Source organism: Paenibacillus silvestris, assembly GCF_009882985.1.
GTDB lineage: Bacteria > Bacillota > Bacilli > Paenibacillales > NBRC-103111 > Paenibacillus_E > Paenibacillus_E silvestris.
Map to the genome: position 1 here is coordinate 121,623 of NZ_WTUZ01000036.1, position 25,757 is coordinate 147,379.

The 25,757-nt window shown below is 44.7% G+C and carries 14 protein-coding genes; 2 read left to right on the forward strand and 12 right to left on the reverse strand.

Annotated features, from left to right (window positions below):
* Positions 1-22: 22 nt before the first annotated feature.
* From GQF01_RS27665 to GQF01_RS27695, 7 genes are all read right to left on the reverse strand, one after another.
* Positions 23-1,033 carry an S-layer homology domain-containing protein gene (locus tag GQF01_RS27665; protein WP_161410182.1) on the reverse strand — a complete coding sequence of 337 codons (1,011 nt, stop codon included), beginning with the start codon at positions 1,031-1,033 and terminating at the stop codon, positions 23-25.
* 70 nt (positions 1,034-1,103) lie between these two features.
* On the reverse strand, positions 1,104-6,860 hold the full coding sequence (locus GQF01_RS27670) for an Ig-like domain-containing protein (RefSeq protein ID WP_161410183.1): 5,757 nt from the start codon (positions 6,858-6,860) through the stop codon (positions 1,104-1,106).
* A 194-nt stretch (positions 6,861-7,054) separates the two neighbouring features.
* On the reverse strand, positions 7,055-7,888 hold the full coding sequence (locus GQF01_RS27675) for a carbohydrate ABC transporter permease (RefSeq protein ID WP_161410184.1): 834 nt from the start codon (positions 7,886-7,888) through the stop codon (positions 7,055-7,057).
* Positions 7,885-8,835, reverse strand: coding sequence for a carbohydrate ABC transporter permease (locus GQF01_RS27680; protein ID WP_161410185.1), 951 nt, complete (start codon positions 8,833-8,835; stop codon positions 7,885-7,887). The genes GQF01_RS27675 and GQF01_RS27680 overlap by 4 nt, the downstream gene beginning before the upstream one ends.
* Positions 8,836-8,923: 88 nt before the next feature.
* Positions 8,924-10,351 (reverse strand): ABC transporter substrate-binding protein, encoded by a 1,428-nt coding sequence (locus GQF01_RS27685; RefSeq protein WP_161410186.1) that lies wholly within the window; start codon positions 10,349-10,351, stop codon positions 8,924-8,926.
* Between the two features lie 162 nt (positions 10,352-10,513).
* A complete protein-coding gene (locus tag GQF01_RS36935; RefSeq protein ID WP_161410187.1) occupies positions 10,514-12,349 on the reverse strand; it encodes a cache domain-containing sensor histidine kinase in 1,836 nt (611 codons plus the stop codon).
* 19 nt (positions 12,350-12,368) lie between these two features.
* Positions 12,369-13,979, reverse strand: coding sequence for a response regulator (locus tag GQF01_RS27695; RefSeq protein WP_161410188.1), 1,611 nt, complete (start codon positions 13,977-13,979; stop codon positions 12,369-12,371).
* Positions 13,980-14,254: 275 nt separating this feature from the next.
* Between GQF01_RS27695 and GQF01_RS27700 the strand changes: the two genes are divergently transcribed.
* Positions 14,255-15,205 carry an iron-hydroxamate ABC transporter substrate-binding protein gene (locus tag GQF01_RS27700; protein ID WP_161410189.1) on the forward strand — a complete coding sequence of 317 codons (951 nt, stop codon included), beginning with the start codon at positions 14,255-14,257 and terminating at the stop codon, positions 15,203-15,205.
* Between the two features lie 56 nt (positions 15,206-15,261).
* Here GQF01_RS27700 and GQF01_RS27705 read toward each other — a convergent pair whose 3' ends face one another.
* The 3 genes from GQF01_RS27705 to GQF01_RS27715 form a co-directional block, all read right to left on the reverse strand.
* Positions 15,262-16,149 (reverse strand): SDR family oxidoreductase, encoded by an 888-nt coding sequence (locus GQF01_RS27705; protein WP_161410209.1) that lies wholly within the window; start codon positions 16,147-16,149, stop codon positions 15,262-15,264.
* Positions 16,150-16,279: 130 nt separating this feature from the next.
* Positions 16,280-17,107 carry a sugar phosphate isomerase/epimerase family protein gene (locus GQF01_RS27710; protein WP_161410190.1) on the reverse strand — a complete coding sequence of 276 codons (828 nt, stop codon included), beginning with the start codon at positions 17,105-17,107 and terminating at the stop codon, positions 16,280-16,282.
* 17 nt (positions 17,108-17,124) lie between these two features.
* The gene (locus GQF01_RS27715; RefSeq protein WP_161410191.1) at positions 17,125-18,318 is read right to left on the reverse strand and encodes a Gfo/Idh/MocA family protein; all 1,194 of its coding nucleotides are present in this window, start codon (positions 18,316-18,318) and stop codon (positions 17,125-17,127) included.
* Between the two features lie 123 nt (positions 18,319-18,441).
* Between GQF01_RS27715 and GQF01_RS27720 the strand changes: the two genes are divergently transcribed.
* On the forward strand, positions 18,442-19,311 hold the full coding sequence (locus GQF01_RS27720; protein WP_161410192.1) for an AraC family transcriptional regulator: 870 nt from the start codon (positions 18,442-18,444) through the stop codon (positions 19,309-19,311).
* A 28-nt stretch (positions 19,312-19,339) separates the two neighbouring features.
* On the opposite strand, the gene GQF01_RS27725 is transcribed toward GQF01_RS27720, so the two are convergent.
* Positions 19,340-20,743 (reverse strand): MATE family efflux transporter, encoded by a 1,404-nt coding sequence (locus GQF01_RS27725; protein WP_161410193.1) that lies wholly within the window; start codon positions 20,741-20,743, stop codon positions 19,340-19,342.
* Between the two features lie 363 nt (positions 20,744-21,106).
* Positions 21,107-25,063 carry a PA14 domain-containing protein gene (locus GQF01_RS27730; protein WP_161410194.1) on the reverse strand — a complete coding sequence of 1,319 codons (3,957 nt, stop codon included), beginning with the start codon at positions 25,061-25,063 and terminating at the stop codon, positions 21,107-21,109.
* Positions 25,064-25,757: the final 694 nt, after the last annotated feature.

Sequence of the window (25,757 nt, forward strand, 5' to 3'; positions counted from 1 at the left end):
TCACCTTTCTATTTGACAATAATCATTTCGTATCCAGCATTCTAAGGATTAGAGTTACCGCTTCGGCCCGTGTTGTAGGGTCGTTAGGAGCGAAGGCATTGTTCTCTTTTCCTTGTACTAAACCAGCCTTAGCTGCTGCTGCAACAAATCCTTTGGCATACGCTGGAATCGACTCGTGGTCAGCAAAAGACGTATTCTCGTCCAGATCTGTTTTCAAGCCGAGCACACGAACGATAGCCGTTACCATTTCCGTACGGGTAATCTGGTTATCTCCACGGAACGTGTTATCCTCATAACCGTTAATGACCTTCTGTTTAACCGCTGCTGATAAGGAATCTTTCGCCCACTGTGGAATCCTATCCAGATCGGCGAAAGTCAGCTCATTACTATCACTTGCAGGTGGCTTCAACGCACGCATTAGCATGGTGATGAACTCAGCGCGAGTTACTGGACGCTCCGGACGGAATGTTCCGTCATCATACCCCTTGACGATGCCAAGACTAACGGCTCTCCGAATGGAAGCTTCTGCCCAGTGCTGGTCAATGTCAGTCAGGAGTACCTGGCCGATCTGAATCGTTGCCAGCGTTTCTGCTTTTTGCGAGGTCATCTTCAAATCAGAGTCGATTAATTTCACGTCTTGTATCTGAATGAGGGCATCTCCCTCTTCCATGGCCTCGAAAGTTAGCGTGAAGAACGTGATATCTCCACTCTGTCCTGGTGAAAGCCCAACCTTCGTATGTGCAAAAGTCAACTGATCCCCCTTCACAATTGGACTGACGGTAAAGCCGGATATCGCACTCTTGCCGTCCTTAAATGACAGTCGCTTGGCATCAAATTGCAAAACGAATTCGTAAGCAAACACATCGGTCAGATTTTTACCCTTAACGGTAACCTGCACCTCTTTGCCTGCGTTCGTTTTATCGCTCATCTCTAGGAAAAATGAAGGAGAATCTGCCGCCAACAGCGTTTGAGGCAGCAACCAGGTAGTGAATAGCAGAAGAGCTAAGCTAAATGAAAACAATTTACGTGTCATTAAGCAGATTTTTCCTTTCTATAAGGATCGGGGAGGGGCTATAAGTCGCCTCCCTCCCCGATTCTAGTAATTAGTTTTCCAGCATCCAATCGTCGATAATCATTCTGGCAACGGTTGCTAGGACTTGAATATCGATTTTACCTGTGTTGTAAATATCTGCTTTTTCAATTTCGTTCCAATTTGTATCAGAAGAAGTCGTTCCGTAGTACTTAGCAATAATGGACAAATCATTGATCGTAATTTTCGTAGCACCAGGGACAAGTGTAATGAACTGAGTCGCGAATGTTCCAACGGCTTCATTCAATGCAGCAGTTGCTGCGTCCACTTGCGGCTGTCTCGAAGATGATTTCTCAAGAACAGTTCTAGCACTTGTAATCGCTGCTTGCAGCACCGCTTTCGAGCCCGTTTGGTACTTGCCGAGTTTGTCGCCTTCTACAGCTGCATCTAGCTTGGATTGCGCGATAGACACGGTTTCAGCTAACACGGTTTTATTAACTGTACCTGGTTCTGGATCTGTTTCAGTAATCACAGAATTATTAAATGTAGTCACAGCTGCGTTCAGTTCATTCAGCGCAGCAGCTACTTGAGCTTGCGTGGATGAAGGGTTACCACTGACGGCTGATGCCAGGTTAATGGCTGTCAGCAAGGCTGCTTTGGAACCGCTTGGATATTGACCGACCTGAGTACCTTCAACTGCGCTGTCATATTTACTTTGAGCAGCAGCAATTGCCGCAATCAAATCTGCTTTATCCACAATGTTAACTTGAATTTGCAAGGAAGCACCAGGCACTTGCACTTCGGAACCTTCATTAGAAACTTTGAAGTCCGTCAAGGACACTGTCGTGATACCCGGTTCAACGCCTGTTTTTGTTTTGGTATGAAGCGTCAATAAATCCCCAGGACTCGTGATCGCATTGCTCGCGCCTTGGCTAGCCATGATAATCCGAATTTCACCTTTTTGGGCTTTGACGGCTGTACCCAGCACACTAAATTTATCTTTCAGCGCGCTAATCGCAGAGTCTGCCAAGGATACACTGTTCCCATTTGTAACCGTGTCGAACTCTAGCTTAGCTGGGTCGTATTTCACAATAACATCCATCGTCGTAAAGCTTGATTTCAAGCTGCTTACTCCCACGGTCAAATCAAACCATTGCGCTTGATTCACCGCTTCAGGACCAATCAATGTGGACGTGGTTACACTAGGTGCAAGCACCGTCACATTGGCGACTGCCTTCATGGATGTTCCAGCAATCGTTCCGTTGACACTAAACGTTCCAGCAGCCGCATATTGCGCAGGGTCAATCGCTGACCAAACGACGTTTACTGCAGCCGTTGTCGCGTCGCTGTATGTTGCTGTTACGACAGTTGGTAATACAGGAGCTGTTCCCGGAGTTGTCGTTACATTTACCGGAGCTATGCTCGTTATGGCTTTCGTAGTGACCGTTAGCGTCAAGTGAGCTACAATCGATGTGCCATCAACTGCACCATTAAGCGTAACTGTTCCCGGAGCTGCATATTGTTCTGGGGCGATGCTCCAGACTACATTCACAGGTCCAGTTGTGCCATTATCGAATACGGCTGTTACCGTCGGCGGTAATACCGGTGCTACACCAGCAGTCGTTGTAGCTGTGGCATTGGCGAGAGATGCAATCGCCCTTGGATACACCGTCACATTGGCTTTAGCCGGAACCGTAGTGCCTGCTACAGTACCAAGAATGGTAAAGGTCCCAGGTACATTCAATAAATTCGGATCATACGCATCCCATGTTACTTTGATGTTGATATTATCAATCGATCCATCGTTATAGAACGCTTCGATAACCGTTGGCAATACCAGAGGTTTTCCAGCTGTAATGGAAATATTCTCATCCGGTATGCTATTAATCGTTACTTCATTCGTTACCCTTACATAGACCGTAGCTTCAGCTTCAATATTTGTACCTTCAACCGTACCTTTTACTGTAAAACTTCCTGGTGTTGCAACTTGGCTTAAGTTCACAGCATCCCAAATGACGCTTGCAGCAGCCGTCGATCCATCTTCGAATACTTTCGTAACCGTCGGTGGAAGGACAGGCAGCACATCATGAAGTGTGCTTACTTTAACAGGTTTAACACTTGATGTTGGTGTTGTGTAAACCTTCCATTCCAAAATTCCCGTCCATTGCGTGCCTCTTGTGACCGTCATCCGCAATTTGGTCGTCGTGATTGGCGAGAACGTTGTTGTATTATATTTGTTCAGTGCAACGCCATTGCCCGCTGCGTTCGGCACATTCACATATTCCGTACCATTCCAGTATTGGAGCTTACTTTCTGTAGGTGCTAGAATACCTCCATTATCTGTCCACCAATAAACATCCGATTTGGAAATATTCACTGGAGTTCCCCATGTATATTCCACCCATTGGGTCTTAGGACTGCTATTCCAGTTTCCATAACCACCGCCTGTTTTATCGGTTGAGCTAGTCGGATCATAACCGTCATTGATCGCATTCAAATTTTCCCAAGTTGAAACAAAGGAAGTTGACGGCGTAGCTGTTAAGGCTACATTCACTGCATTTGGAAGCGGATCTACCGTAACTGAGATATCTACCTTTGTAGACAACTCACCATCTGTAGCTGTGAGTGTTAACACGTAGTTCCCTGGTCTGTTAAAAGTAGCAATGGTATTACCGGCTGCATCTTTGGTGAAGATCGCCTGACCGCCTGGCACTCCGCTTTTCAGCGACCAGCTGGTATCCAGCGTGCCGCTAGGCAAGCCGTCATCTGTCATATTAACCAGCATCTTCGCTTTCAAAGGAATTTTCGCAGTCGTATCTTGTTGGACGATGACGACTGGCGGCGTATTCACAGCATCCGGAGCTTTCACACCGGTACGGTAGATTTGGAGTTCTTTGACGCCAACATTTGACCCTGGCTTAGGAGTCATCAGAACTCTTACCTTTTGTGCTGTAATTTCAGGGAATTGAATGTGATTATAGTTTGCCAGTGTTGGTGATTTGTACTGTTTAGGAACAGCACGCCATGCAGAAGTGGCTTCGTCATAGTATTGGACGGTATACATGGATGGCTCTCTGTAAAAGTTTTGCGGTTTGTCGTTATAATAGTAGATTTTGATATCATCAAAAGTTTTCGGTGATCCCAAATCAGACTCTAACCAATCTTGCGCGTTGGTCGATCCTCTTGATCCCCAAATTGGCGGATTAGCCGTAAAAGCACCGGAGGTAAAGAAGTTACCACTAATCGTAAATCCTGTTTTGGCATTTGCCGCAGACGTTAATGGATGCGTGTAAGAGGCTGTCATTGTTGAGTCTAGTGCTAGGTTTGCAGCATTTCCTGTTTCCGGCGTCAAATCTACACCGGCCTTTTGGAATAAATCAGCTGCCCTGTCGTAGCTATTCAAATCAACTTGCGTAGCGCTCTTCATTTGTGCATTGCTGTTCTGTACGGCTGCAACTGCCCCGCTGCCGTCTAAGATCGATACGACACCTGTAGCCGAATTCCATTCTAGATGAGCAAGTTTATCTGTTCTCATAGCCAGCGTACCATTCACATACATCGAATAACCTTCTTGAACATTCGGATAGTAGGTAGTGCCATCTCCTGGTTTATCCCAGACGATTGTAACGTCGTTGCCATGATAACGCAGGTTATTCACCGTAAAGTGATCCCAACCGATATCAATCGGCCATAGCTCAACCGTTGCGTCGGTACGTGGTACAAGACCCATAATATCTTCAATCACTGAGTAGTTGTAATTACCAAGGATATTGTGGTGAATGCCGGATCTTCCGCCGATTTGTTTCGTTGTCGGGTTCCAGTTATACCAATATTCATTGTTGTCCAAATAATTGATATTCCCTTGATAAGCGGTTGACCAGCCAACCCAGTACATCAGTTTCTTATACATATCAGCTGTTATGTAAGGCTGATTCGGATATTTGCGAAGCACTTCTGTGAAGAGTCTAATATTTCCTGACGCATTCAGGTTGGCGAAGTTGTTAGAACCACCAACACCTGCTGCGACCGATAAGGCTTTATCCTTTTGGTTAGCCGTATAGAATGGGAATACAGGGAATTCAGCGCTGTCTCCCCAATATCTTAGCGACTCCAAGTACTTAGGATCATCTTTAGGAACAAGTCCGTCCATTTGGAACGCGTAGTAATTGTTCGCTTCTTTCCAAGGAATGAATGTATTCGTCAACAAATCCTTCTGCAGAAACATTTTTGAATCATCGTCCCACATGATCGACAAGAACGAGTTCTTTAGTTTATCTGCAAAAGCGAACATTTCAGTTGCCTTTGCCGAATTGCCAGCTAGTTGGTAAGCTTTGGCTGAAGCCATCGCGTTGCCATATACGAAAGCGCTCTCAGTTCGGTTTTGGTCGATGTTTCCTCTTTTTTCAAAGAAGTGAAAAGCATTGCCATCGGCATCGTTCCCTGTTAAAGAGCCCCAATCATAGTTAATAACGCCGTCTTTGTTCGTGTCGAAGCGATCTAGCTGACCTTTTGCATCCTTTTCCGAATAACGCGCCAAATTATTTAAGATTTCCGGCTGACCGCCATGGACTTCATACGTTTGGAAAGCGGAATCCCCAATGTATTGGGAATAGCTGTTGTTCCAGTTGGAAGGTTTCCCTGGATTATCTGTAAACAGACTGTCCCTGGAAGATTCCCCAGCTGAGACCCAATCACCATAGGAATAGATCGGATTTCTCAAATATTTAAGATCCTGCATATGCATCGGCTGTGTCAATACGATGGCGTTATTGTAGCCCAAAGCTCCTTCAACCGAGATCGGGAACTGATAGTCATTCCCAGGGATGTTGGCGTCAAGGAAATTAAAGCGGCTTAGCCACCATCTGTAATAAATGATTTTTTTAATGTTATCATCCGCAACATCCATATAAGGAACGTTGTCTGCCCACCATTTGTTATATTCACGAAGCTGCGTTAGGTAAGCGGTATTGGCATCATAATTTTTATATCTCGTGTAATCAGCAAGCGACTCCGGTATTTCATTCGTGATGAAACCCATTTGAAATTTAAGCGTTATTTTCTCATTAGGTGCCAAAGTGATCGATCTGGTCAAAATACCATTGCTTGCCGTCATGCCTGTGCCGCTGAATTTCGGGTATACTTTGGTCAAATTATTCCTGACATCAAAGGTGCCAGAAAGCTCTGTGCCATCACTGGAGACGGTTTTGGCAAAAGGGGAATCTGCCGTTAGATCAAATGTTTTGGCGGCAGTACCCGTGTTCGTAATTGTAACATTGTCGATAGCCACGTTATTATCCGTGATGAACTTGGTTTCTTCCAGCGTATATCCCGTTGCATTATAAAAGGCAGACCAATAACTCGGCGTCTGTACACGTTTGCTTGAATCTTGCGTGAAGGTTACGCCAGGGATTTGAATGGAGTACCCTTTCTGATTCAGCAAATCAAAATAAGCGATATTGTTGCCAAAACCTATGACGGTGGCACTGTTCGTGTACATGTACAAAGCCTTGCCCCGTGACATCAAATAAGTTCCTGTAGGATCATTTCCCTTCCTGGTGAGGATGCGATCCATCCAGTAGGACGTGCCTCCTGCGGCAATGTCCGCCTGGTACATATCCATCATCCTGCTGCTGCTCGCATTGAATGGAGCAGGCTCAGCTGGTACGACAACATTGCCAGTCGCATTCGTAAACACAGGCATTCCAGGATCATTATTATTCACAAAATTAGGATCTGCAGCGAAAACGGATGCGCTAAAAATTGACGCTAAAGAAAACACAAGCGATGTCGTCAAAATTTTTCTGCCAATTGATTTTTTAAACGTTCTCATTTGTTACCTCCTATTGAATTTTAGCTATGACATGCCCCTTGGTAGCTACTCTCTGCCATCCAAACAATGACTTAGCGGAATGAACAGCCTGCTGCCCAACATTTGCTTATCTAAGATGCTGATCATTCCGTTCATGATGACCACCCCCTTAAGGTAGTAAAATAAGCTGGTTCTGCGATCGAATCTTAGTGCCTCTACCCCTTAACACCGGTCATCGCAATACCTTCAACCAAGTGTTTTTGCGCTAGGAGGAATAAGACTAAGGACGGCAGTACAACTACGCTTGTTGCCGCCATCATGTAATTCCACTGTGCGGAGTACGTGCCTTGGAACAAGGTCAATCCAAGCATTAACGTATAGTTTTTCTCACTTGTGATGAACACGAGTGGCCCCAAGTAGTCGTTCCAGCTCGCAAGAAACGTCAGCAACCCAACAACAATCATCGACTGCTTGCCGATTGGCAGAATAATTTTCCAATACGTCTGGAAATGATTGGCGCCATCGATTTTGGCTGCTTCATCCATCTCTTTGGGAATGGACATAAAGAACTGACGAAGCAAGAAAATGTTAAACACACCACCGCCAAACCATGCCGGAGCAATTAACGGAACGAAGGAATCTGTCAGGTTTAATAACTTCCAACCGATAAAATGCGGGATCATGACAACGAAAAACGGGAGCATGAGTCCAGTCAGAATGACGCCAAACACGCGGTCTCTCCCCACCCAATTAATCCTGGAAAAGCTGTAGGCACACAGGGAGCTGCTTAATAAAACGCCTATAATGGAAAGTCCCGTCACGATCGTGCTGTTAAGAAAATATCTATGAAATGGATGGCTGCTCAGTGCAGTCTTAAAGTTATCCCAATAAATAGTTGTTGGTAGGAATACGGGAGGACTTTTGAAAATCTCACCCATATCTACAATCGCCGTCCGAACCATCCAGTAGAAAGGGAATAAGCAAATAATGCTGCCGATAACTAAAATGCCATACACAAGAAGCAGCTTGAATGAACTCCTATTTGTCATTTGCGGTCTTCCTGCCCTTCGTAGTACACAAGAGATTTTGAGAATTTAAAGAATACCCATGTGAACAATAAAATAATTAAGAACAGCAGAACGGCACTCGCGCTGGAAGTACCAAAATTGGAGAATTGAAAGCCTTCTCTGAACAGATAGAGAACATAGAGGTAACTCGCTTTATTAGGACCGCCTTGCGTCATGACATAAGGCTGAACGAACGTTTGAAAAGCGTTGATAAAGCCGATAACCGTATTGAAAAATATAATGGAAGAGCTCATCGGAATCGTTACATATACCAATTTTTGAAAACTGTTTCCACCATCGACTTCAAGTGCTTCATACAAGTGAGAAGGTATATTCTGAAGCCCTGCGAGAAAGATCACGATCATGTTCCCAGTTGTCCACAAACTGATTAGAATTAAGGTCGGGATAACGGTTCCGTCCGATGACAACCATAAGGAGGTTGGTAAATGAAACGTTTCAAGTATGAAATTGACGACGCCGAAATTGGGCTGCAACAACCAAAGCCAAATCACGGAGGACGCTGCAAGCGGAATGATCACAGGCAAGTAAAATATGGCACGAAAGATGGTTCTTCCTCTTATTTTCATATTCAATAATATGGCAATGAAAAACGAGAAAATGATTCCTGCAGGCACACTGATCATCACATAATAAAAGGTAGCCCTGACGGCTGGATAGTAGAAAGCATCTTTGCCTGAAAGCAGGTGCACATAATTATCAAGTCCAACAAACTTAGGAGCGGAGACAATATTATATTTCGTAAAACTTAGAAATACGGTATAGAGTACAGGGCCAATGACAAAGATGAGAAATCCCAAAAGCACAGGGGAAGCAAATAATAAACCATTGAACAGCTCACGAGCGACTCTTTTTTTCAGCATCTTCTTAGATGTCGATACAACTAGTTGATTCTCAGTACTAATCTCCATCGCTATCTCTCCTGCTATCATTTGTTCGATTAGCCGGCACGAAGGCCGACTAATCGATATATCCAAAGCTGATGTCCCTCTTCAGTCATTAGTTCGAACCAAATCTTCCTTTAATCTCCGGTTGAACTTTCGGTGCTAACTCTTTTAGCGCTTTTTCTGCTGTTGATTTACCGAGCCAAACGGGATCAAGAGCTGAGAAAGTCATATCCGTCACTTTACCGAAATTCATCAAATAGTAGCCGGCACTTGCCACCCCATTATTCAAAAGATTATTCATAAAGGCGTCTTTGAAGCCTTCCGGATGCGCAGGATTATTTTCTGCCCATTGTGCAACCAGTGCAGGATCGGTGTACCATTTTTTCATCGTTGGCATCCACAATCCGCCTTTGTACAAATCAATAGCACCTGCTGGATCAGCTAGGAACTTCGTCAGCATCCATGTTTCTTCCAAATGCTTCGTTGATTTGTAGATAACGCTCGCACCACTAATGCCCATGGCGATACTTTGCTTCATCTTCGGCAATGCACCAATGCCATAGTTTACTTTTGCCGCTCCAAGATCAAGATTGATCCATTGTCCATGCATACTCATCGCTACAATTTTGGATTGCAGCGCAACAGCTTGAGATGGAATCGACTTCATCTGAGTAGGCGATGGGGCTACATGATATTTATTGATCAGATCAGCGAGTCTTTGAATCGCTTCGATAGCTTCCGGTTGGTCAAGCGCGAACGTTTTCCCATCTTTTGAGATGATATCGCCGCCGTTATTAACGACTTGAGCCATGATTGGCCCCCACCAGCTTTCAAACGATACGCCGAATTGTTTAATATTATTAGGGTCAAAAGCCGGGTCAGCCGCATTTTTACCATTTTTATCAAGCGTTAATTTTTGAGCTGCGGCTACGAATTGATCCCACGTCCAGGCATTTTCAGCCTTCGCAGGGGGAGCCTCCACTTTGGCCTCTGCAAATAAATCCTTATTGTAGAAAATGGCAAATGATTCTGCGGCTGAGCTTATCGCATAGGTATAATTTGGTTTTGTACCATTGAACCAAATATAGTCTAGGAAATCCGATTTTTTAACTTCCTTGTCGGTTGCGAACAAATCATTGATATTAACGAATTTCTCTTCGTTCTGCCAGGCTTCGCCTAGCTCTGAGTGCATATAGCCAGCATCCGGCGCTTCATTGCCAGCCACCATCGCTGTAATTTTAGCATCATAATCCGATTCCGGAATGAATACAGGATCTACGGTAATCCAAGGAAATTTCTCCGTGAATTTTTTCGTTGCATTTTCTATCGCTGTTTTTTCTTGTGGACTGCCCCAATAGGTATACTTTAATTTTACGGGTTCTTTCTTAGCCTCTGGTGATGATGTCGCTGCAGTGGCTTCTTTGCTTGCTTGAGGTGCCGTCGTTCCCGCTGGTGATACGGCCGCCTCTTTGGGACTAGACGTACACCCGGTGAGAGTTATCACGGATGCAAATAAAACAACGAGAGATGATTTCATCATTCTTTTTTTCTGTAACAATTTGCTTTCCTCCCTTATCGCTCTAGGTTCTTCATAAGGTTTGACTTATGTATCTACACTATAACGAATGCGCTTACATCTTGATATTCGAAAGATTTTGGTTTAGTGGACTATTCTTATATTTTCACTAAAATTGACTCTGTGCTAAAAATTGTCCACACTGGTCTCGAATTTGCGAAATGGAAACACGATATGCACACTCGTTCCAACACCCACCTGAGAATCTATCGAGATTCCGTACTCCTGACCGAACAGAAGTTTAATCCGTTTATCTATATTGCTAATCCCAACATGCTCCGAATCATCATTCATGATGTTCTTTTTTTGGTTCTCGTCCATTCCCTTGCCGTTATCCTGTACAGTAAAATGTACCGTTGATTCGTTATTCCATCCGACAATTTGAATCATTCCACCAGTCTCAAGCAACTCAAATCCATGAATAATGGAGTTTTCAATGATCGGCTGAAGGAATAGCTTGGGTACCGTACAGCTATCTAGTGAGGGATCAATCTCGATTTGAACACCAAAGATACCTTCATAGCGAGTGCTCATGATATGCAGATAGCCCTTCAGCCACTTCATATCTTCTCGTAGAGGAACAATTTCTTTCTTATTATGTACGGTATACTCAAGCATCGTGGATAAACTCATAATCATACGACTGATGTCATCCTGGTTTTTGTCCATAGCCATCCAGTTAATAATATTTAACGTATTATAGAGAAAGTGAGGGTTCAGCTGCAAATTGAGAGCCATAATCTCCGCTTCTTTCTCCCTTAATTTCACCTCGTAGTTTTCGGTAATTAATTGTTGAATTTTTTCATTCATTTGGTTAAATTTGGTGAAAAGAAAGCTGAATTCCTTATCTGATACGACGGGGATTTTCGTGGTGAATTTACCAATACCGATTAAATGAGTCGCAACTAACAATTTCTTAATCGGATTCGTTAACCAGCCCGAGAGTAGGTAGGCAATAATAACCGAAAGAACCATTAGAAATATGCTTAAATAGAGTGTATACGTTCGGAGGTTCGACAAGTTGACAATCAGTTGATCATACGGTACGAATGCTGCCGTGATCCAGCCCGTGGTTTGCATTCTGTCAAAACAGACCAGCAATTTTTTACCAGCAATCGTGGTAATCGACGATCCGCTTTTCTGCAGCAGGGCATGCTGGAACCAGTCTGAATCCTCATAAGATTTGATATGATTGGACTGCGTGGGAGAGATCACTCTTCCGTCCTGGGATAGGACAAATGTATAGGCCCCGGTAACAGGCAGGCTATCGGCAAACACGCTATTAAACATATCTACTTTTACATTAATTAACAAAACAGGTCGCTCGATCCCTTCACTCATGTAATGAATGGACCCATTTTGGAAATAGGTGCTGTTAATCGTACGGGCGGCCGCAAAGAAATTATTAAAATTATTATTCAGAATCTCTCCGCTCTTCACGATTTCGGATACTTCGTAATTAGGAATCCAAACAAGCCCTCCTTGTGCTTGCTTGGCATCTTTATATACATTTGAATCCAGCACTTTTTCCTGAGAAATGGAGACATTGTTGCTTCCAAATGCGTAATAGCTTGTTAGCAGATTAGCAGAGAATATATCCCCATTTTCAATAAAATACTGATTTAATATTTCTTTGATCCGCTTGTCCATTTGAATTAACTGCATCTCATCATCGGTTCTCATCGCATTTAACAGGGTATATAACTCAACATTGGAAATTGTTGATAATGTGCTTTCTTGTAATTTATTAAGCCTATTGTCAATAATTTGATTATCTTTTTTGACAATTTCATAGATATGTTTACTGGCATTTTCCAGAATAATTTGCGAGCTGGTGTTGTAGTATTTAATTCCGATTACAATGGCTGGGACTGTTATAAGGAGAATATAAGAAATCGTTAATTTGTCTCTAAACCTCAGCTCGCTCAGTTTTTTACCTAGCAATTTCAGGTATTTCTTCACTGCCGCATCAACTCACTTCTTATTTATTCGCGTTGTAGATGTTCACCGTAATTCTTCTGTACTCTTCCGGAGTGACACCGAATTCCTTTTTGAATACGCGATTGAAATACTTGGTATCCTTAAAGCCGATCAGCTTGGATATCTCATAAATCTTGGAGTCCGTTTCTTCCAGCAGCTCTTTCCCTTTCCTGAGTCGTGTCCGAAGTAAGTATTGGCTGAACGAAATGCCCGTGTTTACTTTGAAATAGTGACTGAAATAGCTCGTGTTGAAATAAAATTTACTGGCCACCGACTCCAGAAACAAGTCCTCAGCATAATGCTCTTCGATATATTGCAAACAGGTTTTGATAATCATTTCCTTTTTCCAATTTCTCGTCTTCTGAATCGTGTCAATCATCTCGCTCAGCATGTCGATAACGAAATTCTTCAGCATCGAATAGAAGGGGCTATGTTTGATAGACTCTTCGGTTCTTCGTAATAAATCTTTGTAATAATCCTCTAACATGACATCTTTAAAATGATGGATCAGGTGCACAACAATACGAAGAATAAATTCTCTAAAGGCTTCTGGCAAAGGAAGTCCCTGGTTAATTTGTTTTTCGAAAATAACATGGATGAGTCGAACGGCTTTCTCTTTATCCGACTCGCGAACGGCATCAAGCAGCTCCTCTTCCTCACGATATTTGGCAAGAACCTGTCCGCTTGCTGCCGGCACGATCTCTTCCAACGAGAGAATGATAGCGCTGCCAAGAAAAAATTGATACGATAAAGCCCGTTTGGCATCTTCATAAGATTGTTTGGCTAACCGGATGATATCCTCGCTGTTACTACCCAGCGCTACCGTGATCTCCAGACCGTCTTCCTTCATTTTCCGAATGCATGCGCGCAGCTTATCCAGCGTTTCTGACGAACGAATTTCGAATGAACTTGCCGATATGACAGTAACGAGAATACTTCTTCTGTCCTCTAAGAAAAATGAAACAGAGCCTGCTGCAGGCCCCAAAGTTTGTTCTATTTGTTGCTTCAGAAATTGTTTGGCCTGGAAATCATCTATAAAATCAGCCGATCTAAACGCATTGATCTCTGTGAGCATAACGGTGCCTGCTTCGATTGGAGGAAGTAATTTGCGCAGTTCAGATAGACTTTTCCCCTCTATATGCCCCGCAATCCATTGATTCATCAAATGATCATTGTAAATAGGGAGTGTTTGATTGAGTTTGATAAGCGCATTTTCATTTTCTTGCAGCTGGGTATGATTGGCTGTTATTTCTCTTTCAATTTTCTCTAAAGTATGTTTCATCGTCGCTGCATCAACAGGTTTAAGTAAATATTCGCATACCCCTAAGCTAATTGCTTTTTGTGCATATTCGAATTGTCGATATCCGCTTAATACGACAAGAATAGGCGGTTTGTCGTAGGAATCCAGCTTTTCTAGCAGCTGTAATCCATCCATCTGTGGCATGCGGATATCGCTAAAAACAATATCAATGGGATTCTCAGCCATAACGACTAGCGCTTCATTGCCATTTTTCGCCTTAAATACCTGGTAATCCGGTCTTAGCTTTCCGATCAGATTCGCCAACCCATCCCTATGTCTTGGCTCATCATCGACAATTAATAGTTTATACATCGAACTACCCCCATCTCTCTATTTCGTGCAAAAGGAACACAATGTGTAAGCTCTTAGCAACAATTTCACCAAAAACACGACATTCCCTGCTAATACATTAGCTTTCGACAAAGGTTCCGTTGGTTTATCAAAAAGCAACATTATCCGCGTAGAGATCATAAAAGATGAGATTCTCGTTGACAAACGTGAACCTAGATTCTATATTAGTTTAGATGATATCGATTATCATTATCAATTAATGCGTGGTCTAGATCCACCTATAAGGAGACTCCAAGATGAAGAACAAACTTTTTATCCCTCTTATTCTTTCGTTGATGTTCGCTATCTCCGCTTGCGGTAACAAGGCGACGAACAATAGCCCTGCAGCATCTCCACAAAACTCGAGTACGCCAGCCGCTACCACAGAAGCTTCTAGCACAATCAACTATGCATCCGAAACTGGGCCTGTCCAGGTGCCTGCGAGTCCTAAACGTATCGTTGCCCTGACGAATGCGCCGAACGTGTTATCGCTAGGCGGCACACTGGTCGGAGTAGACGAATGGACGAATAAGAACCCCCTTTTCAAAGATAAACTTAAAGGTGTCCCTGTTGTTTCAGAGAATGAACTGGAGAAAATCATAGAACAGAAACCAGATCTAATTATCGCTGGCTCCGAGTCCAAAAACATTGAAAAATTAAAACAAATTGCGCCTACTGTCGTCTATACGTGGGGCAAACTGGACTACCTAGCCCAGCAGCTCGAAATCGGTAAATTGCTGAACAAAGAAAAAGATGCGCAAAAATGGAACGATGATTTCAAGAAGCGCGCGGCAGACCTAGGCAAAGAAGTGAAAGCCAAAATCGGTGAGCAAGCTACCGTATCCGTCATCGAAACAGACTCGAAAGACTTCTACGTTTTCGGCAATAACTGGGCTCGCGGTACAGAGGTCCTGTACCAAGCTATGGGTTTAAACATGCCTGAGAAAGTCAAAAAGGATGCTCTTGGCCCAGGCTACTATGCACTCTCGCAAGAAGTTATTCCGAATTATGCAGGCGACTACATTGTCCTCAGCAGAAGCACAGCAGCTAATAATTCATTCATGAAAACTGACACATGGAACAACATTCCAGCAGTCAAAAACAAACACGTCATCGAGATTGATACGGAAGCTGCCACGTATAGCGATCCGACAACCCTCGAATATTTATTAAATATTTTCAAGGAAGGATTCCTTGGGAAGAAATAAATGTGTAGAAACGCCTTCTTTAGCATGACCAAGAAGGCGTTTTTTCTCGTCCTGAATCATGTAACAATCGAACCTCCATTAACGAACATAACTTGGCCCGATATGTAGGAGGCATCGTCAGAGGCTAACAGGACATAAGCAGGAGCCAATTCAAAAGGCTGCCCAGGACGTTTCAGCGGCACCTCTGTGCCAAATGTCGTTACTTCTTCAGCCGTAAACGCAGAAGGAATGAGCGGCGTCCACGTCGGACCAGGCGCTACCGCGTTGACGCGAATGCCTTGATCGGCAAGTGAGAGTGACAGCGAACGGGTAAAGGAGACAATAGCCCCCTTGGTGGCGGTATAGTCAAGCATGAAGCCCATTCCTGAGAAGGCGGTATCTGAGGTCGTGTTAATGATGGCGCTTCCTGCACGCAGATGAGGCAAAGCCGCTTTCGTCATATCAAAGAATGAGATGATATTGGTTTGGAAGGTATGCATGAGCTGCTCTTTGGTAATATCCAGAATGCTCTTCTGATGATACTGAACGCCATGATTGTTGACTAGAATATCCAACTTTCCATAGGTTTTAATCGTTGTATCCACAACGTTAAGACAGTTTTCCTCTTCTCTTAGATCTCCAGGTATTAACACGCAGCGACGCCCCAACTGGATAATCATTTGCTTCGTTTCGGCCGCATCTTGATGTTCATCTAGATAGGCGATAGCCAGATCTGCACCTTCCTTGGCAAAAGCGATCGCGACAGCCCTGCCGATTCCGCTATCACCGCCTGTAATAATCGCCACCTTATCCTTCAGTTTCCCGCTCCCGATATAGGCTGGATTGTGTGACAAAGGGCGAGGATTCATCAAATATTCGAACCCCGGCTGCCTATCCTGATGCTGCGGTGGAAAAACGACAGGAACATTCGTGCATTGCTGCTTCCAACCCATGTAGGGGTACATGAAATATGTCACATCTTTCGCCTCCTCTCGATTTCAGTTATCTATCTCACTGTATTCCACTGGATTTGTAAACAGTCCATATCACAAAAAGAGCCTATCCGAATGGATTAGGCTCTTCTTGGTCAATGCATTACTCCCACTGGTAATTCGCTCGTTCAAGCAGCTGCTTGAGCGCGCGTACCGCAGTGACAACGCGTTTAGGATTGCTGGCGTGAGGCATGTAATGCTGCAGATGCGGCTCTACAGACAGAAATCCGTCATACCCTCTCTCTTTTAAAGTGAGCAGTAAGGCATCAATTTCTCCGTCTCCCGCTCCGGCAGGAACAAATTGTTTCGGTTCGAACGTTGCATCCTTGATGTGAATGTAATCAGTATAGGCTTTTAACCTCGGATAAGCGTCCTGCATCGGTTTAATATCGTTCTTAACGAAATTGCCCGGGTCGAAAGCCATACGCAGAGAATCGGATGCACAGTGCTGCAAAATTTCTAAACACCGATCATCTGTAGTTCCGTACAAATCATTATCATTCTCAAGAATGAGAACGACGTTATTCTGTTCAGCGATTTCCGTCAATTGCTTCATTCTACGCAGCACTTCGTCTCTGGAAGTATCCAGGTTCGCATTCTCCGGCGGATGATAGGAAAATATACGAATATACGGAGTTCCTAACGCATGAGCAGCCTGAATCGCCCGCTGGATGGATTGCAATTGAGGACCGAAGTCATCCGCAACCGGATATTTGCCAATCGGTGAAGCAATGGAAGACACTTGGAAACCACGTTGATCCAGTGTTTGACGGATGGCAGCGAGCTCCCCATCATCCAGCGCCAGAACATTTTTGCCCCACACATTCCGAAGTTCAATATGCGAGATCCCCTCTTGCTGCAGCACATCTAACTGCTCTTCCAAATCCTGTGAGATTTCATCGGCGAAACAAGTGATTTTAGCTTTAAGCATGGCCATCTCTCCTTTTACTATTTGCTGCTGCCGAAAGAAGCTGACATATCCTCGTGAGCCGTTGAATTCGTAACGACTTGTTTCACAAACGTGGACGATTTGATAAGTTCATCCAAATGAGCTTGAAAAGCATCGCCGTCAATCGGCACCTGGACAGGGCGCTTCTGGAAGGAAGACAGCATAATGCCATTAGCCAGCGTCAAAGAGCCAAGCCCCTCTGGACCTTCAGCAATCAAGTCTGTTTCCTTGCCTAAGAGGCGGTCGACCAAGCGGCCAGTTACGACATGATGGCCATTAGGAGCATCCTCATCCACGTCAACTTCCTCCGGTTCAATCTCCCAAGTCGCAAATTTCTGCTCGGTCTCTTTCGTGAACGTAAGCATAGACTGCGGATATTTATAGTGAAGCAGCTTGCCATTCTCTAGCACGAGTTTGCCAGTATCCCCCACGATTTCCAGGCGATTCGTTCCTGGCAGCTCAGCTGTTGTGACAATTAGATGCCCGATCATCCCATTTGCATGTTCGAAATAAGCGGTTACCTCATCCTCAACTTCAATATCATGATATTTGCCAATATGCGCATGACCTGAGATCAGCGATGGCAGTCCGAACAACCATTGGTACATATCCAGCGTGTGCGGACACTGATTGGTCAGAATGCCGCCGCCCTCACCGGCCCATGTCGCACGCCATCCGCCGCTATTATAGTAGGACTGCGAGCGAAACCATTTGGTATGAATCCAAGTAGCACGAGTTAGCTGGCCCAGCTCTCCGCTGTCCACGATTTCTTTGAGCTTGGCATAAAAGGGGAGCGTTCTTTCTTGAAACATGATGGCAAACTGCAGATCAGGATAGGTCTCTTTGGAAGTTTCATAAGCATCAATCATGCGCTTGGCATCATTAACATGAACCGCTATCGGTTTCTCGCACATCACATGAATCCCACGCTGGAAGGCTTCAATCGCAATAGTTGGATGATCATAATGGGGAACTGCGATAATGACGACATCCAGTCCAGACTGATCTAATAAATCTATGGCATTGTAATAAGCCTTAGTCCCATAGGTCTTGGCATTGGAATCTGCTTTTTCTTTATCTACATCACAGACGCCAACGATCGTTACATTCTCCATCGCACTCAAATATTTCAAATGCGTGTTGCCAATATTGCCAATGCCGACAAGTCCAAATTTAATTTTTTGATTACTCATAGTCGTTCCCTCCCAAATCTATTGAATATCACACTATCATCCTATATCATTACAATTACCACTTCCTTGACGAAATTGCCTCAAAAGTGGATAATCTTGCTCATATCGCGAGGAGGAATTTTCTTGCTTACTGATTACTTAGAACAGTTTGATGAACATGTGCAATTTCGCCATGCCATTCGAACCGCTCCCTTCAATGTTCATTTTCATTTGCATCACGGCTGTGAGATCTTCTTCTTAATTAGAGGCGATGTGAACTATTTCGTTGACAAAACCGTGTATCCCCTGGAATTCGGTGATCTTATCATTACGAATGAGCATGAAATTCATAAGCCTGCGCTCACAACGGATAACTTATATGAACGTGTAACGATTGAATTTAACCCAGCTCTGATTGCCCTCTTTCAAACCGATGCTTTGAAACCGCTTCAATGCTTTTACGATCGGCCTGCTGGTGAAAAAAATAAAATCAAGCTCAGCGAACAACAATCCTCCGCTTTGCTTGATTTGTTTACGAAATATAATGACATCATCAACCATCCATTTCCAGGGGATTCCCTCATTAAACTTGGTTGTTTGATGGAGATTCTTGTGCTGGTTCATCGCTTCTTTTATACCGACAAAGATAAGGAAAGCGGCATGGATTTGCCGAAAAGATTGAGTCCTATTCTTACCTATCTTGATCAACATCTTACGGAAGATTTGACACTCGAACGGCTAGAGAAAATGTTTTTTATCAGCAAATATCATTTAAGCAGACTTTTCAAAAAACATACGGGCAGTACGATCCATGAATACATCATCTACAAACGAATTGCGCTTGCCAAGAAAATGCTAACAGATGGTTACAACGTTACAGAGGCCTGCATGGGCTCAGGGTTTAATGATTATACTGGCTTCCTGCGCATGTTTAAGAAAAAGGTAGGCGTGCTGCCCAAATATTATGCAAGCAAACAAGCAAGCGCTCAGATGAGCTTGTCAACTTCCAAATGACAACCTGCCTTACCTGAATGAATGGGGCTTATTTTCCGCCCACAGGCTCAATCAAGCGGTGTTTATACCATTTTTCCCCGTAATACCGCCAGAGGAAAACGGCCCCGCGAACGCCCCATTCCAATTGCATAGCCGCCCAAACCCCGATCACTCCGAAACCTAGGGTGATGCCAAACACATAGCCGAGCACGACTCGGAACAACCACATCGTTAGCATCGAAGAGATGGAGGTGAACCGCGAATCCCCTGCAGCTCGCAATGCCCCAGGCAGCAGAAAACTGATCGACCATAGAGGGATCTGAGCTAAGAGATTAACCACCATAATGAGATACAGATCGTCCATAATTTCTGCTGGCGGGCTGAACAGTCCTACTAGCGGTTTGAAGAACGGGAGCAAAAGCAGCCCCATCAACAAAAGCGAGCCGGACGACAGCCACAGAAACGAGCGCGTAAATTTGCGGGCATCCTGAATATTGCGCCTTCCGATACATTGCCCGACTACCGTGATTAACGCAGTAGACAATGCGATCGAAGGGATTTGTAACAGCATAGCAATTACCGAGCTGATAGCATTAGTTGCAATCGCATAGGTGCCCAGGCTCACGATATAGATTTGGGTTAACATTTTTCCCCCGTTAAAAAATAACTGCTCCGCTGCAAAAGGCAGCCCAATGAACATGATTTTCTTAATCATGGAGAAATTCCAGTCGAGCACATCCTTAAGGCGAATTCGCAAGCTGGCATCCATTCGCAGCAGGTAGAATAATGCGCAACCTGCCGCCAAATAACGGGATATATTCACGGCTACGCTCAACCCTACAACCCCCATGTCCAGATAATGGACAAAAACAACATTGAGCAGCACGTAGGTGAGGTTCATGATCAAGGACAGCATCAAGGTCACTCTCGTCCTGCCGATCCCTCTAAGAGCTCCGTTGACCGCTTCTTTGATCGCGATTCCCGTGTAGGATAGGACGCTCCCTACCAAATACGTGCCGGCATGGGAGAACACCTCCGGTTCAGCCGTTCCGAATAATACCTTCAGAATTGGATGATAAAACAGCAGAACCAGCAGGCTAAGTGCTACCGCAACCAGCGTAACCGCAGAAAGCGAGCTTGCTGCTGCTTTGGAAACCATTGTATCGTTGCCGCTTCCTTTATACTGTGCCACCACGACTGTACCACCGGTCGCCAAGGCGACAAATACGTTAACCAAGAAGAGATTAAGCGAATCGACCATGCTTACGGCGCTGATCGCCGCCACGCCCGATGAACTAATCATCGCAGTGTTCACTAAGCTTAGCCCGACAAGGAAGGCTTGGTCGATGAGGATTGGGAGAAACAACGAGATGACCTGACGATAATCAATCGATTCTCCAGATAAATATTTGTTCAAAATAGCATGGCAATAAGACTTGTATCGCGCCATCATGCTAATGATTCACTTCCCATCCGAAAATGTCCGCAGTCCCCAGTATGCTGATTCGAATTTCCTTAGATGATTCGAGGTGCTGAGATCAGGTGCGGCCGTTCAATGAACATTCAAACAACATGCTGCCCGCATGTCCTTTCCGTGCGAACCTTAGTCGATAATTCATTATAGCAAATTTTACGAGTGATCCATTGCCATTTATTGGATGTATGTAATTTTTTACGTAAGCAGCGATCCGAACGACTGTCTACAAATGCTTATATGTCCCCTATTTTCCTGTGGAATTGACGAAATAGCGAACTGTAGTTCCCTCCTGCATAAAAAAAATGGAATCACGCTGTGAAAGCCATGACTCCATTCTTCTTATTGATTCAAAACCTTCTGTGCCATTTGCGCCAGATCTTCAATGTCCACTTTACCATCGCCATTCAAGTCTGCTGCTCTAGCCACATTCCAATCCGGGCTGCTGCTATTCTTGCCATAGTGGGTAGCAAGGATCGCCAAATCTCCAATCGAGTATTTGCTATCATGATTCAAGTCGCCGTCGGAGACGTATCCTTTAATCCTCACTGTAAGCTCGGCAGGTACAGCTTCTGTTTCCGCGCCTTTCTCATCGGCTAAGACGGCTTTGAATACCGAGATATTACCAGAGGAATTAGGAGCACCCTTCGCTTTGAATTGGAGCGTAACAAGCGGTGTTTCATGCTTGCTTTGATCATCTCCCCCAATGTTCGCAAGTACCATGCGAACGCTGCCATCATGATCATCGACATAATGAACAACGGCGATGCCGTCTGCTGCTGAGTCTACATCCTGCAGCTCGAACAAATCTGCTTGATAGTGTAGCGTAACATCTGACCCGTACACCGTGTTTGTTACACTTGATACACCCAGATTTACAGCAAATGTCGAGCCTTCATTGACTAGACTAGCTCCGTCCAATGTCATGCTCGGCTGTACCGCATCTTCCATTTCAGTTACACGAATGTTATCGAACGTTGTATTAGCCTTGTATGTGCGAAGTCCGATAGCCCCTTCGGTAAAGGTGCTGTCAACCACACTAGCCACAAGCGTGTCGTTAACATAGACATCAATGTTAGGCCCTTTGGTCACAACCTTTAAGCGATAAACCTTATCTACGCTGATCGGAGGGGCAACTTTATTCGCCAGTTCCGTCCAATTGTTATTTAGTTTGCCCACTTGAACGCGACCAGCGAGTGTAATACCCGCATAATATCCTTGTAAGTTATCCGTACCGAGGGTCGGATTATTCACTCTGAATATGACGCCGGCATTCGCTAAGTTTGGGCTAGTACTCATAGAGATATCCGTTTCGTAAGTGAAATCTTGGAATTTCGTATCCTTTGCCACAGCTTTGTAACCTTCACCGTTAATCACGGTGTATGCACCGCTAGCTGCGCTCCACTCACCACCGTATGTCGTCCAACCTTCCGCATTCAGATCATCAAATGTATCAACAAAAGGCAGAGGATTGTTCGCTTTGTCGCGGAATTGCTTAACGGCTGCATCAAGCGCAGCAATGGCTGCTTTAATACCATCCGCGGTGGTTTGTTCGTTGTCATACACAGCTTGAGTACTCGCAATGGCTGCTGAGAAAATGTTCACGACTTGCTGCTTGTATTGTCCTGGTCCATCTCCTACAACAGCGTTATCACGAATTTGCTTCGCTGCTTGAATGCTTGTCATAAGATCGGACTTATTGCTAGTGCCGATTAATTCCCTATGTGCTGCGGCAACACGAGCAAAGTCAACCTTCTCCACTTTGCGGTCGTAACTTAATAATCCATTGATCTCGTATTCGACATCCGAGATTTGGGTATATACGGCAGCACTAAGTCCAGGCTGATCTTTCAGCTTTTTGATCGTATTGATATAACTAATGTACTGATCTGTTAACTCTTCCTTCGTGTTCATGGCTAGTCCCGCATACACGGTCAAAGGACTGAATTCATGCCCTGGCACACGAAGGCCTACACCACCGTATTCACCAAGCGTTGCTGCCCGATACTCCGAAGGAGTCGGTGACTCAGGTGCCGGATACTTGTGCCAATCCAGGAAATGGCCTGCCTTGGACTCATTTTCTCCGCCTCCGGCATCATACCACCCGGTAACCCCATTAATGAGGCGAGTCGGATCTGCTTTCAGCGCATGCGCGATGGCTTCTCTGGTATAATTTCCACCGTTGTCGAATTGACCCCAGCCTTCATTAAAGACAATATAGACAATAATGGAAGGCGAGTTCTGCAATTGCTTGATCATTTCATCAAATTCTTTATAATATTGCGGCTGAGCGGATACATCTCTGCTTGTTCCACTTGGCATGTCCTGCCAAACAAGAAGTCCCAATTTATCTGCCCAGTAATACCAGCGCGCTGGTTCAATCTTAATATGTTTGCGGATCATGTTCATATCCATCCGCTTCTCAGCTTCAATATCAAATTTCAATGCATCGTCTGTTGGCGCTGTATAAAGGCCATCCGGCCAGTATCCTTGATCCAAAGTTCCCATCTGGAAGACGAATTTCCCGTTCAGCATAGGACGCTGAATGCCGTCGACTTTGCCCAGCTTCACTTCTCTCATACCGAAGTAACTGTCTATTTTATCGACGATCGTTGCGCCATCTTTCAAGGATACTTTTAAATCGTAAAGGAATGGATCATCTGGTGTCCACCATCTCGCATCCGGTACTGGAAGCAGCAATTCAGCACCGGCGTTTCCGCTAATGCGACCCACTTCAACACCATCTTTTAGAGCAACAGCCTCAACTGTTTTTCCTGTTCCGTTTACCGTATCAACAGTCAGCTTCAACTGGCCATTCCAGATATCTGGCACCATGTTCATCCGATCAATGCTCGCATTAGCGATAGGCTCCAGCCAAACCGTTTGCCAAATACCAGACACTGATGTATACCAAATACCACCCGGTTGAACAACCGTTTGTTTCCCTTTGATTTGATCCCCTTGCGTATCCGTATAATCGAGGACATGCACGATCAATTCATTTTCGCCCGGTTTCAATTGGTCGGTTATATCGAAGCTGAATGACGTGTATCCACCTTTATGGCTGCCTACCTTTGTTCCGTTCACATACACGTCTGTTTCGTAATCCACTGCGCCAAAATTCAATTTCACGTGTTGGCCATTCCAATTTTGCGGCACCGTGAAACTCCGCTTATACCACATAAGCTGCTCTTGGCGCTGAATGCCTGAAAGCCTGGATTCCACGGCAAACGGTACCGTGATATCTTCTTTAAGCTTTTGACCTGTTGGCAGTGAGTCTCCTAGTTTGGCTGCTTGGAATTCCCACTTTCCATTCAGGTTCAACCACTGCTCACGAACCATCTGCGGTCTTGGATAATCCGGCAAAGGATGATTCGCATCGACTTGACTTGCCCATGGCGTTTCGATCTGATATGTGGAGTAATTTTTGATTGCCAAATAGAAATCCTTGACCGGCTTGCTGCTTGCAGCATACACTAGGGCGCCGCCACCTGTGTATCCTATATTCGCCATAGGAGCATCTTGATAATACATAGGATAATCAAACTCTATTTGGATCGTTTTCGGATCGCCAGACTTGAGAACTGCTGATTTAATCGGCCAATCCTTCCCTAGAACATTAGCTGAAAGCTGCTGCCTTGCGTTACTGCCCAGCTCCGCAAGTGCCTCTGCGAATGTGAATTCGGCATGCAGCCCATCAGGCAGAACTGATCCACTGACCGGACCACTATTTTCAAAATCTGCAGGCAGCGTAAAGGCTGTCGCAGGTACGATTTGCTTCGGTACACTTGGGCTGCCCCAACGCAAAAACAAATTGGAGCCACCGTCATTCTCGAAATACTCCACTTTGATGTCATATTTCTGCCCGGCTGCCAGGGCAATTGCACTGCTTGTTTGTTCCTTATCCCAATCAGCGACCCAGTGATCGATGATTAATTTATTATCGATCCACAGTCTGAAACCATTATCGCCAGTCATCCAGAACGTGTAATTTTCAGAGAATTCTGGTGTGATCTGTCCTGTCCATCTCACATTCACATGATTGTTCTGTCCAACCAATGCCGTGAATGCTCCTTCCAATGAACTAAAATTAATATATGGATCGACCACCGTCGTTACCAAGTCTTCAAACCTAAACTCACCCGGTCCGGAGTTCTTGTAATAGTCTGCTTTTAATCCATAATTCGTTGCATTGGGGTCGGAATCTGCCGCATGGCTTTTGGACAAGCTATACGGAAGAATGAGGCAGATGAGCATTGAAAAGATAAATAGCTGCACAATCCTTTTGGTCGTTTTCATTTGTACAATTCTCCTCTTTTGAAGTACTGGATTCACTGATTATGAAACGAACAGCATCTATTTTCTTATTGAAAATACCTCCTCTCGTTTTCAAATTAGCCTTACCCTCAGTCAAAAGTGAGCGCATATCAAGCATATATGTCCCCACATCCATTTGTATTTACAGATATCAGGCATTTCTTGTAATTTTATGGCAATATATTTCGTGTAGCAGCTCGCCTCACGCGCAACTCAAAAATGCCGCAGCACGAGCGATTACTTCCGCTGAGACAGCCTATTTGGTGTTCTCAGTAGCGAGTAGCTACTTTTCATGCATGCGGTGAGATACGGTACGACTTAATCCGAAGGGACTACAGGGCGCTATTTCTTCGAATCGCCTCCTTTTCCGCTCGAGAGGGAACTGTGGTTCGTTATTTGCCCGTTTTCGAAGGGAAAACGGACAAATCGGCAACAATAGCGGACCGTAGTTCCGCTTAATCTGAAAATGATGCCTTTTCAGCAAAATAAGGGACTGTAGTTCCGTTCCTGCCCTGTCCTGTCCTGTCCTGTCCTGCCCTGCCCTGCCCTGCCTTGCCAGCCTGCCTGCCCCGCATTCCCCTGCCTCGCACCGCACCGCACCGCCCTGACCTACCAACAACAAAAAAGAGGCCGTCCCCCGGTTATTTCATAACCAAAGGGACAACCTCTTTTTTTA

Excerpts from the sequence above, each read along its gene's own strand:
- GQF01_RS27665 (WP_161410182.1), bottom strand. The coding sequence starts at position 1,033 with ATGACACGTAAATTGTTTTCATTTAGCTTAGCTCTTCTGCTATTCACT.
- GQF01_RS27670 (WP_161410183.1), bottom strand. The coding sequence starts at position 6,860 with ATGAGAACGTTTAAAAAATCAATTGGCAGAAAAATTTTGACGACATCG.
- GQF01_RS27675 (WP_161410184.1), bottom strand. The coding sequence starts at position 7,888 with ATGACAAATAGGAGTTCATTCAAGCTGCTTCTTGTGTATGGCATTTTA.
- GQF01_RS27680 (WP_161410185.1), bottom strand. The coding sequence starts at position 8,835 with ATGGAGATTAGTACTGAGAATCAACTAGTTGTATCGACATCTAAGAAG.
- GQF01_RS27685 (WP_161410186.1), bottom strand. The coding sequence starts at position 10,351 with ATGATGAAATCATCTCTCGTTGTTTTATTTGCATCCGTGATAACTCTC.
- GQF01_RS27695 (WP_161410188.1), bottom strand. The coding sequence starts at position 13,979 with ATGTATAAACTATTAATTGTCGATGATGAGCCAAGACATAGGGATGGG.
- GQF01_RS27700 (WP_161410189.1), top strand. The coding sequence starts at position 14,255 with ATGAAGAACAAACTTTTTATCCCTCTTATTCTTTCGTTGATGTTCGCT.
- GQF01_RS27705 (WP_161410209.1), bottom strand. The coding sequence starts at position 16,149 with ATGTACCCCTACATGGGTTGGAAGCAGCAATGCACGAATGTTCCTGTC.
- GQF01_RS27710 (WP_161410190.1), bottom strand. The coding sequence starts at position 17,107 with ATGCTTAAAGCTAAAATCACTTGTTTCGCCGATGAAATCTCACAGGAT.
- GQF01_RS27715 (WP_161410191.1), bottom strand. The coding sequence starts at position 18,318 with ATGAGTAATCAAAAAATTAAATTTGGACTTGTCGGCATTGGCAATATT.
- GQF01_RS27725 (WP_161410193.1), bottom strand. The coding sequence starts at position 20,743 with ATGATGGCGCGATACAAGTCTTATTGCCATGCTATTTTGAACAAATAT.
- GQF01_RS27730 (WP_161410194.1), bottom strand. The coding sequence starts at position 25,063 with ATGAAAACGACCAAAAGGATTGTGCAGCTATTTATCTTTTCAATGCTC.